Here is a 14668-nt window from a genome sequence, read left to right as displayed (position 1 = left end):
TCGATTGTGAGGACATCTCCCATGTTTAAATCCTTACGCCAGCTCTCCCTGCTGGCGTTGCTTTTTTCCCTGCCGTTTATGGCTCAGGCCGAGCGTACGTTTACCGATCAGATTGGTCGCCAGGTTACCGTCCCGGATACGGTGGATCGCGTGGTGGTACTCCAGCATCAGACGCTGAATTTGCTGGTGCAGATGAATGCTACCGACAAAATTGTTGGCGTGATGGCGAACTGGAAACAACAGCTTGGCGACGGTTATGCCCGCCTGGCGCCGGAGCTGACAACGAAAGCCGCGTTGGGTGATTTAACCCACGTTGATGCGGAAAAACTGGTCGCGCTGCATCCGCAGGTGGTGTTTGTCACTAACTATGCGCCGCAGGAAATGATCGACAAAATCAGCAGCCTGGGCATTTCGGTGGTGGCGATTTCTCTGCGCCATGATGCGTCGGGCGAACAGGCTAAAATGAACCCGACAATGACGGATGAAGAGCAGGCTTACGATCAAGGGCTGCGTGAAGGGATCACGCTGATTGGCGATATCGTCAATAAACCTGACGAAGCAAAAGCGCTGATTGCCGCAATGGATAAGGGGCGCAAGATGGTGAGCGATCGCCTGAAAGACATCCCGGAAGATCAACTCGTTCGCGCCTATATGGCGAACCCGGAACTGACCACCTACGGCTCCGGTAAATATACTGGCCTGATGATGGCGCACGCGGGGGCGTTGAACGTGGCGGCATCGACCATCAAAGGCTTTAAGCAGGTCGCAATGGAACAGGTTATCGCCTGGAATCCGCAGGTGATTTTTGTTCAGGATCGCTATCCGAAAGTGGTGGATGAGATCCTGCAAAGCCCGCAGTGGCAGGTGATTGATGCGGTGAAAAATCATCGCGTCTATCTGATGCCGGACTACGCGAAGGCCTGGGGCTATCCGATGCCGGAAGCGATGGGCATTGGCGAGCTGTGGATGGCGAAAAAACTCTATCCGCAGAAATTCCAGGATATTGATATGCGCAAGGTCGCCAATGACTGGTATCAGCGTTTTTATCGCACTGACTATCAGGGCGTTGACTGATGAAAATCCTTGCCGCAGGCAGCCTGCGTGCCGTCTGGCAACCGCTAATGGCCTGTTTTCAGGCAGAGACGATCCGCTGTGATTTCGGCCCGGCGGGATTGCTGCGTGAACGGATTGAAGCCGGTGAGCCGTGCGACTTTTTCGCCTCGGCTAATGTGGCGCATCCGCAGGCGCTGCTGGCGAGCGGGCGGGCGCTGTCGGTTTCGTCCTTTGCGCTGAATCGCCTCTGCCTGACCGTGCGTGCTGACGCTATGCGGGAGGGCGACGACTGGCGGTCGCTGCTGATGCGCGAGGATCTGCGAATTGGCACATCAACGCCGGGCTGCGATCCTTCCGGTGATTACACGCAACAGCTTTTTTCGCGAATGGGAGCCGTCGGCGAGGCGATCCGCTCGCGTGCTGTGGCGCTGGTCGGCGGCCGCGATTCTTTGCCGCTTCCCGCCGGAGCGCTGGCGGCGCAATGGTTAATCGACCACGATTACACGGATGTTTTTATTGGTTATGCCAGCTATGCCCCCAGACTGCGGCAAATCAGTACCCTGTGCGTGGTTGATATTCCTGAACCGTATAATCCGATCGCTGAGTATGCGTTTGCCTGTCTGACGGCGCGCGGAAAACCGCTTGCCGAATTTCTGCTTTCCACTCCGGCAGGACTGATTCTCGTGCAACATGGGTTTAATTAAACGCCGACTATCACAAACCCGTGGGCCTGATAAGCGGAGCGCCATCAGGCAATATAACGCCTGATGGCGACGTTAAAATCTCATCCGGCGTCACGGTTTAGCTCTGACGCTTATCTTCGGTTTGTGTGTCGAAGTCGCTGGCGTCGTGACGCTCATGAAGCTGCTCGTTGAGCGGCCCGTTGGTGCGGTTCACAATGCGCCCGCGTTTGACCGCCGGACGTTCCGCAATCTCTTTCGCCCAGCGCTGTACGTGCTTATAGCTTCCCGCATCCAGAAATTCTGCGGCGTCATACACGTTGCCGAGCACGACACTGCCAAACCACGGCCAGACAGCCATATCGGCAATAGTGTACTCATCGCCCGCCACATACGGATGACGCGCCAGCTGCTTATCCAGCACGTCCAGCAGACGCTTGGCTTCCATCGTAAAACGGTTGATCGCGTACTCTATTTTCACCGGCGCGTAGTTGTAGAAGTGACCAAAGCCGCCGCCGAGGAACGGCGCCGCCCCCTGGAGCCAGAATAACCAGTTCAGGGTTTCGGTACGTTTAGCGAGATCCTGCGGCAGGAAATAACCAAATTTTTCCGCCAGGTAGAGCAGGATTGCGCCGGACTCAAAGACACGCAGCGGCGGGTTTTGCGAGTGGTCGCGCAGCGCCGGGATTTTTGAGTTTGGGTTCACATCGACAAAACCGCTGGAGAACTGATCGCCGTCGCCAATGCGAATCAGCCAGGCGTCATACTCTGCGCCCGTCACGCCCTGCGCCAGCAACTCCTCCAGCATGATGGTCACTTTCTGGCCGTTTGGCGTTCCCAGGGAGTAGAGCTGTAGCGGATGCTTGCCGACGGGCAACGTCTTGTCGTGAGTCGGGCCAGAAACGGGACGGTTGATATTGGCGAATGCGCCGCCGCCTGCGGATTTATCCCACGTCCATACTTTCGCGGGTTGATAAGTATTCTCTGACATGTTGACCTGCCTTCTGGGTTGGTGTGTTGAAGCAGTGTAGCAGTCGGAGGCCATGCGGTTTAACAGATTGGGACATTAAGCGCCGGTTTTTTCGCTGGAAGGGGAACACAATATAACTCGTTAATTGTAGCCCGCCTGTACTCCATCAAGAGGAAATCAATATCAGACGGAAATTGTTACCGTACTCGCCATTAAAAATTGGCAGTGAATAAGCAGTAACAATGAAAAATGGTGTTCCAGGAGTAAGCGGTTATCAGGGCCCGGCGGGCGGCTGGGGAGCCGTGAAGGCGGTCTCTGCGTCGGTGTTTTCCCAAAAGGCCGTCACGCGCGATATTATCGCGATGTTCAAAATGAATCAGGTCAAAGGCTTTGACTGCCCTGGCTGCGCATGGCCTGACCCTGGCCATCGGGCGCCGATGGAACTTTGTGAGAATGGCGTCAAAGCGGTCTCCTGGGAAACCACCAGCAAGAAAGCCTCACCGGCGTTTTTCCGTCGTCATCCGGTGTCCACCTTATGGCAGTACAGTGATTACGCGCTGGAAAATATTGGCCGCCTGACGCACCCGATGAAATATGATGCCGTAACCGATACCTGGCAAGCCGTGGAATGGGACATCGCGTTTCAGGAAATCGGCGAACGCCTGTGCAGCTACGACTCCCCGGAACAGGTAGAGTTTTATACCTCCGGCAGAACCTCGAATGAAGCGGCGTTCCTGTATCAGCTGTTTGCCCGCGAATACGGCAGCAACAACTTCCCGGACTGTTCCAATATGTGCCACGGCCCGACCAGCGCAGGGCTGACGCGCGCTATTGGTCTGGGGAAAGGCACCGTTGAACTGGCGGATTTTGACCACTGCGATCTGGTGATTTGCATCGGGCATAATCCGGGAACCAACCATCCTCGTATGCTGACCACGCTGCGCGATGTGGCAAAGCGCGGCGCCAAAATTATCGCTATCAATCCGCTGGCGGAGCGAGGACTTGAGCGCTTTAGCTTCCCGCAAAGCCCTAAAGAGATGCTTACCGGCCAGGCGACCGAACTCAGCAGCAGCTACTACCAAGTGAAAATGGGCGGCGATGCGTCGCTGCTCAAAGGCATGATGAAGGCGCTGATTGAAATGGATGAGGCGCGGGTGCTGCTAAACCAGCAGCCTTGCCTCGATCATGAGTTTATTGCTGCGCATACCGCCGGTTATCAGGCGCTGTATGATGACCTGCGCCAGTGCCACTGGGCGGAACTGGAAGCGGATTCAGGTCTGACGCGCAGCCAGATGGAAGATTTAGCGCACAGCTACAATAAATCGCGCGCCACCATCATTTGCTACGGCCTGGGGATCACCCAGCATAAAAACGGCACCGGGAATGTGCAGCAGCTGGTTAACCTGCTGTTGCTGAAAAGCAATATCGGAAAGCCGGGCGCGGGTATCTGCCCGTTGCGTGGGCATTCCAATGTGCAGGGCGACCGTTCGGTAGGGATTAACGAAGCGGCGTCGGACGCCTTCCTGCAACGCCTTGAAGCGCGTTTTGCCATTACCGTTCCTCGTCAACACGGCCGCGCCAGCGTGGAGAGCATTCGGGCGATAGAGCGGGGCGAGGCTAAGGCGTTAATCTGCATGGGCGGCAATCTGGCCGTGGCGATGCCGCAGCCGCAGCGGACGTTTGCGGCGATGCAAAAGCTGGATATGCAGGTGCATGTGGCAACCAAACTGAACCGCTCTCACCTGCTGCTGGCGAAGCATAACTATCTGCTGCCCGCGTTGGGCAGAACGGAGCGCGACCTTCAGGCGACGGGGATTCAGTCCGTCACCGTCGAGGATTCGATGTCGATGGTGCACGCCTCCTGCGGCTCTCTGAAACCGGCTTCGCCGTGGCTGAAATCGGAACCTGCGATTGTGGCGGGAATGGCACGCGCCACGCTTACGCGTTCGCCGGTGAACTGGGAAGAGATGGTGGGAAACTATGCTCTGATCCGCGACGCCATTGAAGCCGTTATTCCGGCGTTTCATGACTACAATGCCCGCATTGCCGCGCCGGGCGGATTTCGCATGGACACGCCTGCCTCGCGCCGTGAGTGGCATACCGGGAATGGCAAAGCCAACTTTGTCGTTAGCCAGCAGCGCGCCGTTGAGCGTCAGCAGCAACCCGCTGATGCGCTGGTGCTGGCAACGCTGCGCAGCCACGATCAGTACAACACCACCATTTATGGTCTGAATGACCGTTATCGCGGCATTACCGGCCGCCGTGACGTCGTGTTTTTAAATGCGGCAGAAGCCAGAGTGCGCGGTCTGGCGCAGGGCGATGTGGTGACCATTCAGGCGCTGGACGATCATGGCCGCCCTTGTGAGGATCGCGCGATGTGCGGGCTGACGGTCGTGATCTACAACATGGCGGCAGGATCGATTGGCGCCTATCTGCCGGAAGCGAATGTGCTGTTGTCTCTGGATGCGGTCGATAGCGAAAGCCTGACGCCAGCCTATAAGAGCGTGCCGGTGGTTATCAATAAAACATAACATCGTTCCCGCTATGAATTTTTTGTCTCTGTGCGCCGTCTGGCCGGGTAGAGGTGTATGATGAATCGACCTCTGTCCGGTTAGTGTTATTGAGCAGGCAAGCAGAGCGAAAAATTCACGCCATACTGCTCAGGCTGTATTGTTTTGAGGTAAGGTGCATGAGCAAAGGAACGACCCGTCAGGATGCCCCATTCGGGACATTATTGGGCTACGCCCCCGGTGGCGTAGCAATCTACTCTTCAGATTACAGCTCCCTCGACCCACGGGAATACAGCGATGATGCCGCGTTTCGCAGCTACATCGGCAACGAGTATATGGGCCATAAATGGCAGTGCGTTGAGTTCGCCCGCCGCTTTCTCTTTCTCAATTATGGGGTTGTGTTCACGGATGTCGGCATGGCGTGGGAGATCTTCTCGCTGCGTTTCCTGCGCGAAGTGGTGAACGACAACATCCTGCCGTTACAGGCGTTCCCCAATGGTTCGCCCCGCGCGCCGGTCGCTGGCGCGCTGCTTATCTGGCAAAACGGCGGCGAGTTTAAAGATACCGGCCATGTGGCGATCATTACCCAGTTGCTGGACAACAAGATCCGTATCGCCGAACAGAATGTGATCCACACGCCGCTGCCCCCAGGGCAACAGTGGACCCGCGAGCTGGATATGGTGGTGGAAAACGGCTGCTATACCCTGCGCGATACCTTTGACGACACCACGATCCTCGGCTGGATGATTCAGACCGAGGACACGCAGTACAGCCTGCCTCAACCAGACATCGCCAATGATTCACTGAAGATTCGCGGCGCGCGGCTGGAAGAGAAAGGGCAGTTTGACGGCAAATGGCTGGATGAGCGGGACCCGCTGCAAAAAGCCTATGTGCTGGCGAACGGACATGTGATTAATCAGGACCCGCATCAGTATTTTACCATTACGGAAAGCGCCGAGCAGGAGCTGATTAAAGCCACCAACGAGCTGCATCTGATGTACCTGCATGCCACCGACAAGGTGCTGAAAGACGATAACCTGCTGGCGCTGTTCGATATTCCGAAAATCCTCTGGCCGCGTTTGCGCCTCTCCTGGCAGCGTCGTCGCCACCATATGATCACCGGTCGTATGGATTTCTGTATGGATGAACGCGGCCTGAAGGTGTACGAGTACAACGCCGATTCCGCATCATGCCATACCGAAGCGGGGCTGATCCTCGAACGCTGGGCCGAAAAGGGCTACACCGGGAAGGGGCATAATCCGGCGGAAGGGTTGATCAACGAACTGGCGGGCGCATGGAAACACAGCCTAGCGCGTCCTTTCGTCCACATCATGCAGGATAAGGATATTGAGGAGAACTATCACGCCCAGTTTATGCAGCAGGCGCTGCGCCAGGCCGGGTTTGAAAGCAAAATTCTCCGGGGACTGGATGCGCTGCGTTGGGATGATGCCGGTCAGCTGATTGACGGCGATGGCCGCCTGGTGAACTGCGTCTGGAAAACCTGGGCGTGGGAAACTGCAATTGAACAGGTGCGTGAAGTCAGCGAGACGGAATACGCCGCCGTGCCGATTCGTACCGGCCATCCTGAAAATGAAGTGCGGTTGATTGATGTGCTATTGCGACCGGAAGTGCTGGTGTTTGAACCGTTGTGGACGGTGATCCCCGGTAATAAGGCTATTTTGCCTATCCTGTGGTCGCTCTTCCCGCATCACCGCTATTTGCTGGATACCGATTTCACGGTTAATGACGAACTGGCGCGCACCGGCTATGCGGTGAAACCGATCGCCGGGCGCTGCGGCAGCAATATCGATCTGGTGAGCCATCAGGAAGAGTTACTCGATAAAACCAGTGGGAAATTTGCCGCGCAGAAAAACATTTACCAGCAGTTGTGGTGCCTGCCAAACGTGGCCGGGAAGTATATTCAGGTCTGCACTTTCACCGTTGGCGGCAACTATGGCGGTACGTGTCTGCGTGGCGATGATTCGCTGGTTATCAAAAAAGAGAGCGATATCGAGCCGTTAATTGTGGAAAAAGGGGAATAGCCTCTTCTGAAAAAGAGCCTTGGGCGTGATGCGCCAGCGTCCGCCCTGGCCATTCAATGCCTGGGGATGCGTGACAGACGTTCTGTCGGGAGTATCAGGCAATCATCCGGCAGGATTAGGCTCACTCTGCCATTCATCAAACCGCTACAGTTTCAGGTGGAAAACAAACAACTGGAGCTGCTATGAAAACCATCGGTTATGCTGCATTAAACGCGACTACGCCACTGGCCCCTTTTACGTTTGAACGACGCGCATTGCGTGCCAATGATGTGGCGATCGAGATCCTGTGGTCAGGCGTCTGTCACAGCGATCTGCATCAAACCCGTGACGACTGGAAAGAGTGGGGCGCGACGATTTACCCCTGTATTCCCGGACACGAAATCATTGGCCGGGTGATTGATGTCGGCAGTAAAGTGACGCGTTATCAGGTCGGGCAACAGGTGGCGGTCGGAACCCTTGTCGATAGCTGTCAGGAGTGCGATCAGTGCCGCAGGCACGAAGAGCAAATGTGCCGTGAGTTTCCGACGGTGACCTATAACGGGCGTGACCGCATCTCAGGAGACGTCACTTACGGCGGTTACTCAAAACATATCGTGGTTCGCGAGGAGTTTGTCCTGAATCTGCCGGAAGGCCTTGATCCGGCCAGAGCGGCGCCGTTGCTTTGCGCGGGCATCACCGTTTACTCGCCGCTGCGGACCTGGAACGTTGGCCCCGGCTCGCGCGTAGGGGTGATTGGCATCGGTGGCCTGGGGCACCTTGCGGTTCGTCTGGCGGCCGCTTTGGGCGCAGAGGTGACGGTTATCACCCGCAGTGAGTCAAAAGCGAAAGAGGCGCATGAGCTGGGCGCCGAACACGTTCTGCTCTCGACCTCCGCAGAGGCGATGAATAACGCGGCGTCCTCTTTTGATGTGATTATTGACACCATCCCGACGCGCCATGATGTTTCACCCTATGTTCAGCTACTTGATGTGGAAGGGGCGCTGGTTATTGTCGGTAATCTGGGGAATATGGAAGGGTTCAGCACCTTGCCGCTGATTCTGGGGCGTCGTCGCATCACGGGTTCACCGTCTGGCGGGATTGCACAAACGCAGGAGATGCTGGATTTCTGCGCCCGTAAAGGTGTGTACCCGGAGTGTGAGATCATCGATATCCAGCAGATTAACCAGGCTTTTGAGCGTATGGAGCGGGGTGATGTGAAATACCGCTTTGTGATTGATATGGCTTCACTGTCGAACTGACGGTAAGCAACACATATCGGATCGGCTGTTTTGCGGTCCGATATGCGTGTATCAGCGCGGTATCCCGGTCAACGTTCCTGCTTCCCGGACGCGTTCTGCGCCTTTCAGCGACTGCACTTTATCGCCGATTGGCGTGATGCCAAACAGGCGTTTGTACTCCCTGTGAAACTGACTGACGCTTTCATAACCCACTCTGATGGCCGCTGTCGAGGCATCCACATTATCTGACAACAACAGGCGTCTGGCTTCATGGAGCCGTAATTGCTTCTGATACTGCAACGGGCTCATGTTGGTCATGCGACGAAAGTGGTGATGCAGCGTCGAAACGCCCATTCCTGCAATCCCGGCCAGATCCTCCATTTTTAATGGTTGGGAATAGTGCGTGCGTAACCAGTTGATTGCGGAAGATATCCTCTGGCTGCTCGATCCTGTCAGTACGGTTTCCCGCAGCGTCATACCTGCCGGGCTGGTTAAAATGCGATACAGAATTTCCCGCTGAATCAGGTTGCCGATATACCCTTTATCCTGCGGGCGTTCTGCGAGCGTGATGTAGCGCAGTATGGCGTCAAACAAAAAGCGGTCGGCATGGCTGAGCGAGAGTCCTTCACCTGCGAATCCCACGTCATTGCCGTGCTGTTCCATATCAACCAATACTTCACGCGCAACAGATAAATCCAGTTCCAGCAACAGCGATATAAAAGGACGCTCGGCGCTGGCCTGCATCACTTCGGCGACGGTTGGCAGATTGACCGCCGTCAGAAGAAAACGGGATTCGTTGTACACATAGGCCGTATCGCCTAACGTGACGCGCTTTTCTCCCTGGAGGATCAGCGACACGCTGGGCTGGTAAATATAAGAAAGCGGCGGCATTGGGCCGTGGAGTTCAGCAACGCTCAGACCGGGGAACGGGCAAACGACCCGCTCCTGATGTTCGGTATATGTTCTGACTTTTGCGGTAATTTCGTGACGCAACGATGCGGTGTCCTGCCGCAGGCGATCATCCTGTGGGTTCGGGCGGTGATCCAGCATGGTCAGACTCCTCAACATAGGTTCGTATGTTTTAAACTGGAATGCAGCCGCCCGCGACCCCTTTTTTTGCTAATTGACTTGCCAGCCCATCCGTCGTGGTTGGTATATCAACTATTCACAAAGGCCAGCAGGTCGGCGTTGACCCGATCTGCATGCGTGGTGGGGATGCCGTGCGGGGCTCCCTTGTACGTATTCAGCGTACCGTTTTTGAGCAGCCCGGCTGAAAGTACGCCGGAATCATGGTAGGGAACGACCTGATCGTCATCGCCGTGGATAACCAGAACCGGGATAGTGATGCGCTTGAGATCTTCCGTGAAATCCGTCTGCGAGAACGCGACGATACCGTCGTAGTGCGCTTTGGCTCCCCCCATCATTCCCTGACGCCACCAGTTCCAGATGACCGCCTCAGACGGACTGGAACCCGGACGGTTGTAGCCATAGAAAGGACCCGCAGGGATATCGTAATAGAACTGCGCCCGACTGGCGGCCAACTGCGCCTGGAAGTCGTCAAACACCGACCGGGGCGTACCCTGCGGATTGCTGTCGGTTTTTACCATCAATGGCGGAACTGCGCTGATCAGCACGGCCCTGGAGACGTTATCCTCGCCGTGACGCACGATATAGCGCACGACCTCGCCACCGCCGGTTGAATGCCCGACGTGCATTGCGCCCTGGACGCCTAAATGCTTAACGACTGCGGCAACGTCATCGGCATAATGATCCATGTCATGACCGTCCCACACCTGGCTGGAACGTCCATGACCACGCCTGTCGTGCGCGACGACCCTGAACCCCTTGTCCACGAAAAACAGCATCTGAGCATCCCAGTCGTCGCTGGAGAGCGGCCAGCCGTGGTGGAAGAAGATCACTTTTCCCTCTTTCGGTCCCCAGTCCTTATAGAAAATATCAACGCCATCGCTGGTTGTTACGTAACCCATATCGTTTCTCCGGTTCAGTAAGTTGTTAAAGGGAGAGACTTGTCTTGCGCGTAGCGCCAGGACGTCGGCTCCCGGAAAAAGGAGAAACGTCAGGGCCTGCGCGCTCGTCCGGCAACGATCTTCTGTTGACCGTTTAGAGAGTATAAGTTTAAAGTTAACTTTAAGGTCAAGAGAGGTCTGTAAACGGTATGAAGATTGGTGAACTGGCAAAAGTAACGGGGCTTACGCCCTCCCGTATTCGGTTTTACGAAGCAGAAGGGCTGATCAGTCCTCCTCAGCGTCAGAGCAACGGGTATCGTAATTATTCGGCGGAGGTGGCGAATCTGCTGAAGATTATTGATAACGCTCAGCGTGCCGGTTTTTCACTTGGGCAGATCCGCTGCTTTTTACCGCAGGAGCAGAAAAAGTGGGATCACGAGGGGTTGATACAATCCCTGGAGAAGCGTATCGCGGAGATTGAACTCATGCAGAAGCAGCTTGAAGAGAGCAAGAGCGAGTTGCTGAGTCTGATCGCCAGTATTGCAAACCGGCCTGACGGGATTTCCTGTGAGGACAACATGCAGCGGCTGATAGGGCAATTGCGTAATCCGGCGACCGCCACGGAAAACCAGTAAAATAAATGGCGAGGGGACGTGGTCAGCTTCGGTCTTGCCGCCCCCTCACTGCCTTATTGGTATGTCATGGTAAATGACAAAACGCCATTCGCTGCACCGGTCGTGATGGTGTCTCCGGTCTGGTAATAACGCGCTTTCAGCGGCACCGTGAATCCGCCGCCGGAGGATGAGGTGCCAACGGCGACATCAGAACCCAGCGCCATCGGCTGATTGTTATAAAGTAATTGGATCCCCACGCCCGTGGCGGCATTATTTCCGCCAATGGTTTTCAGCACGCCTTTGCTCGCATCAAAAATATCGCCTTCCATCTTAACGCTGACCTTTGTTCCGGCATTACAAACCATCGGCAGATCGAAAGACTGCGTGTGTGCGTCTCCCGGTGTGGTGCCTTTGCCATTAAAGGCTTGTTTATCCACGTCCTGCATATTTACGGGGATAAACGTCGTTTGTAGATTACAGGCTGGCGTGGTAACCGTGAACGCGTTGATATTGACGGAAGATTCGGGTGAATGCCACAGCAGCGCGTTATTTAACATAACCAGCGATCCCACGGTTCTTGCCGTTATTGTTCCAGACCCGGTTTCGGCTGCCGTCTTATAAAACGTCACGATAACCACGCCATCCAAATTGCTGTTCACCATTCCCGCCATATTTTCACAGAGCTTAGCGGTATTTATGTCTCCCCGTATGGTATTGCTTCCCGTAACGGTCACGATGCCTGCGGCACATTTTGTCGTTGCGGCGGACAGGGAATACCCCACGCCGCTAATGTTCGTTTTATATATCTGACGCCCGTTGAGTGACGAATCGAATGTGCCAATGGCTCTGATACCAAAAATCTGCCTGGATATAACGCCCTCAGCGGAGTCCCAACAGTTAAAGGCATTAATTGTCGGTGTAATAACCTGTGTTCCTATTATTGAGCCCACAGGGAGATCCCGCGAGATAGTTATATTCTGCGGCGAGATCGTTGTTGTTGACGTAACCGTAGTGCAGTTCCACGCCAGGGCGGTGTGTGAAAATAATCCCAGCGAGGTAAAAATTAAGCTGATTAAAATTCGATACATTTTTCTTTCTCTCCAGATCAGTGGCATTGCGCGATGACTGTTTGCGGTTTGTCAGCGATCTGCGTTATCTGATACGTTGCCTGACAACTTCCCTCGGCCCAGTTAACGATCACAGTCCCGTTTTCCGGTACGCCGTTGAGCCAGACGCGTTTGCGATCGTCAACCATTCCTTCTGGAATGTTGTCGTGATTTTTAATACGGGTCGTCGCGCCAAACGGAATCTCTTTCCCGGTGAACTGAAGCATGACCTTATAACCGGTGACGGTAGGGTAATCAGCCAGCGCCAGCGCGCCTTTGGTCGGTACAACGGTGTAGGTGTCATTCAGCACATCGGTATGCGGGTTCAGCGATGCGGTATCCAATGACAGACTGTTCTGCCGATACGGCGTGACATACGGCACCACGGCAAAACCTCTGCTGTCGGTGTAAATCCCGCTGTTATTCGCCACTTTTACATCCGCCGCGTTGTCCGCTTTCACCAGTGCCATAGTTTCGCCAAGAGGCTGCGTGGCCGAGACGCCGTAAGGGTGAACCACAATGCCGCCCATCGCCCCAACCGACATCTGGCGGTTATCGCGAGAGTAGTTGTAACCAAGCTGATACTCGCCATGACGTCCCTTGTAATTGACGGAAGCGCTTCCCATCGCATCCGAGCCTTTGCTGTTGTAGCCCTGCTGTACGTTCCAGCTCAGGTTTTTATCTTCCAGCGCTGAACCGGATAACCCCACCTGCGAAGTCGTATCGCCTTTTTTGTTGCTGTTCCCGGATACCGTCATCCAGCTGTCTGGCAGGAAACGTGAGAGCGGAATCTGCATCGTCAGAGAGACGATATGATCGTTTTCATTGTGCCAGGGGCCGCGTGAATAGCTGTAGTTCAGGCCGTAGTTGATATTGTTTATGCTTGTGTTGTAACCCACGTTAACGCTGCGCTCGGTGTCGCCGCCCCAGTAATCCTGTTGCCAGGCGGAGAGGTTTATATTTCCCCAGTCGCCAAGTCGCTGGTTCAGAGTCACCTGCGCCTTGCTGCGTTTGTTCCGTTCATAGCGCCAGCTGTTGCCTTCACGTATTGTGTCGCTCCCCATTCGAAAGGTATTCACATCCCCGTTCGCTTCCTGGAAATCACGAAAACCTGATGAGGAATAGCGATAGCCCATCAAACTGAATGAGGTGCCTGTCGAAGCAAAGTCTTTGGCGTATTGCGCGCGTAACGACACGCCTTCTTCTGTCTTGCCGGGCAGTTGCGTACGGGCGAAAGTGGCGTCAAAAGAGAGCGAGCCGAATTCACCGAACCCTTTTCCGATCCCCAGTGCTCCGGCCCAGTAATCTGCGGATGCCAGCGTGCCGCCATATATCGTGCTATCCCAGGGTAAACCGTAGCTCAGCGTGCCCTGTAGAAATTCCGGCTCTTTATCTTTGCTGTTTGCCGCGCGATATTTCCCTGCTGCCAGCGCATATTTGAACTGACCTTCGCGTTGCATCACCGGCACCGCGGAAAATGGCTGAATAAACTGATGCACCGATCCATCCGCCTCACGTACCGCCACTTCCAGATCGCCGCTGGCGGTGGTCGGGTACAGATCGTCAATCGCGAACGGGCCTGGCGGCACATAAGATTGCCAGATAACGTTGCCACCCTGACGAATGGTGACCTGCGCGTTGGTCTGTGCAATACCGCGTACCACGGGAGCAAAACCACGGACGCTTTCCGGCATCATGCTGTCATCTGAATAAAGCTGCGCGCCGCGAAAATTCACGCTGTCGAACACACCGGCCTGCGTATAACCATCGCCTATGCTGAACTGACTTTTCAGAGCCTTAATGTCACGCTCCAGAGATGTGCCAAGGGTGTTCCAGTGACCAGCGCCATCGTTGTTGTTATAAGTGGCGTAATGACGCAATCGCCAGGGCCCAACGTTAATACCGCTACGCAGGTTCAAATAGCTGTCGTTACTCGACTTGTCGCTGCCATGCGTGTTAGCGCCTGAGAAGTTGTAGTTCAGGAACAGCATATTCAGTCCGTCATCCCACCGCTCAGGCGATACCGACCCCCGGGGATCGCGCTGTAGATACTCCTGCGGTACGGAGAGATCCAGGCGCATCCCGTCAAACTGGAAAATAAGCTGGCTGCCGGGAAGCAGTTTGCTGAGGTGTTCAACGTTCGCGGTATCTGCCATGTGCATCCATTCAGGTTGTGCATTGCGCTTAACGCCCCATTGCACCAGATCTGCACGAGTCAACACCGGTATTAACCCACTCTTACTGTCAATAAATGAAATATCCTGTGATGCCAGATAATTTCCATTTACATAGACATCAACGTGATAGACGCCAGGCACCTGCCCGTCAGCTTCATTAAAACGAGAAATATCAATATCACGCGGGATATTTCCACGGGTTTCAATAAAATCTGGAGAGAAATAATCGCCAGCCAGTACAGCAGGAGTATGCGTACACAGATAAATAAGTGTGGATAACCGAGTTAATTTAGCAAAACCCGAAACTGCATTGACATGAAACATGGCTTTGT

The 14668-nt window shown here is 55.0% G+C and carries 11 protein-coding genes; 6 read left to right on the top strand and 5 right to left on the bottom strand.

Annotation, left to right across the window (positions count from 1 at the left end):
- The first annotated feature begins 21 nt into the window (after positions 1–21).
- On the top strand, positions 22–1074 hold the full coding sequence (locus tag CKO_RS18690; RefSeq protein ID WP_012135122.1) for an ABC transporter substrate-binding protein: 1053 nt from the start codon (positions 22–24) through the stop codon (positions 1072–1074).
- Positions 1074–1757: a molybdate ABC transporter substrate-binding protein gene (locus CKO_RS18685; RefSeq protein WP_012135121.1), complete on the top strand. Its 684-nt coding sequence runs from the start codon at positions 1074–1076 to the stop codon at positions 1755–1757. Before CKO_RS18690 ends, CKO_RS18685 begins: the two co-directional genes overlap by 1 nt.
- Before the next feature lie 97 nt (positions 1758–1854).
- On the opposite strand, the gene yghU is transcribed toward CKO_RS18685, so the two are convergent.
- Complete coding sequence (gene yghU, locus CKO_RS18680; RefSeq protein WP_012135120.1) at positions 1855–2724, bottom strand: glutathione-dependent disulfide-bond oxidoreductase; 870 nt, start codon at positions 2722–2724, stop codon at positions 1855–1857.
- A gap of 221 nt (positions 2725–2945) precedes the next feature.
- Between yghU and CKO_RS18675 the strand changes: the two genes are divergently transcribed.
- The 3 genes from CKO_RS18675 (at position 2946) to CKO_RS18665 (ending at position 8493) form a co-directional block, all read left to right on the top strand.
- Positions 2946–5234, top strand: a complete 2289-nt coding sequence (locus tag CKO_RS18675; RefSeq protein WP_012135119.1) for an FdhF/YdeP family oxidoreductase — start codon at positions 2946–2948, stop codon at positions 5232–5234.
- A gap of 158 nt (positions 5235–5392) precedes the next feature.
- The gene (gene gss / locus CKO_RS18670) at positions 5393–7255 is read left to right on the top strand and encodes a bifunctional glutathionylspermidine amidase/synthase (protein ID WP_012135118.1); all 1863 of its coding nucleotides are present in this window, start codon (positions 5393–5395) and stop codon (positions 7253–7255) included.
- A gap of 182 nt (positions 7256–7437) precedes the next feature.
- Positions 7438–8493 carry an NAD(P)-dependent alcohol dehydrogenase gene (locus CKO_RS18665; RefSeq protein WP_012135116.1) on the top strand — a complete coding sequence of 352 codons (1056 nt, stop codon included), beginning with the start codon at positions 7438–7440 and terminating at the stop codon, positions 8491–8493.
- A 51-nt stretch (positions 8494–8544) separates the two neighbouring features.
- On the opposite strand, the gene CKO_RS18660 is transcribed toward CKO_RS18665, so the two are convergent.
- Both CKO_RS18660 and CKO_RS18655 read right to left on the bottom strand, forming a co-directional pair.
- Positions 8545–9522 (bottom strand): AraC family transcriptional regulator, encoded by a 978-nt coding sequence (locus tag CKO_RS18660; protein WP_024130949.1) that lies wholly within the window; start codon positions 9520–9522, stop codon positions 8545–8547.
- 107 nt (positions 9523–9629) lie between these two features.
- Positions 9630–10460: an alpha/beta fold hydrolase gene (locus tag CKO_RS18655; protein ID WP_012135114.1), complete on the bottom strand. Its 831-nt coding sequence runs from the start codon at positions 10458–10460 to the stop codon at positions 9630–9632.
- 188 nt (positions 10461–10648) lie between these two features.
- On the opposite strand from CKO_RS18655, the gene CKO_RS18650 reads away from it, so the two are divergent.
- Entirely contained in the window at positions 10649–11074 is a 426-nt protein-coding gene (locus CKO_RS18650) for a MerR family transcriptional regulator (protein WP_012135113.1), read from the top strand.
- A 53-nt stretch (positions 11075–11127) separates the two neighbouring features.
- Here the strand turns inward: CKO_RS18650 and CKO_RS23830 are convergent, their stop codons facing one another.
- Positions 11128–12141 (bottom strand): fimbrial protein, encoded by a 1014-nt coding sequence (locus tag CKO_RS23830; RefSeq protein ID WP_024130948.1) that lies wholly within the window; start codon positions 12139–12141, stop codon positions 11128–11130.
- A 17-nt stretch (positions 12142–12158) separates the two neighbouring features.
- The gene (locus CKO_RS18640) at positions 12159–14660 is read right to left on the bottom strand and encodes a fimbria/pilus outer membrane usher protein (protein WP_012135111.1); all 2502 of its coding nucleotides are present in this window, start codon (positions 14658–14660) and stop codon (positions 12159–12161) included.
- Between the last annotated feature and the right edge of the window lie 8 nt (positions 14661–14668).

Origin of the sequence: Citrobacter koseri ATCC BAA-895 (assembly GCF_000018045.1) — a bacterium.
In the GTDB taxonomy this organism is placed as follows: domain Bacteria; phylum Pseudomonadota; class Gammaproteobacteria; order Enterobacterales; family Enterobacteriaceae; genus Citrobacter_B; species Citrobacter_B koseri.
Note: the sequence above shows the minus strand (reverse complement) of the source record. Positions and strands in the feature narration are given on the sequence as shown.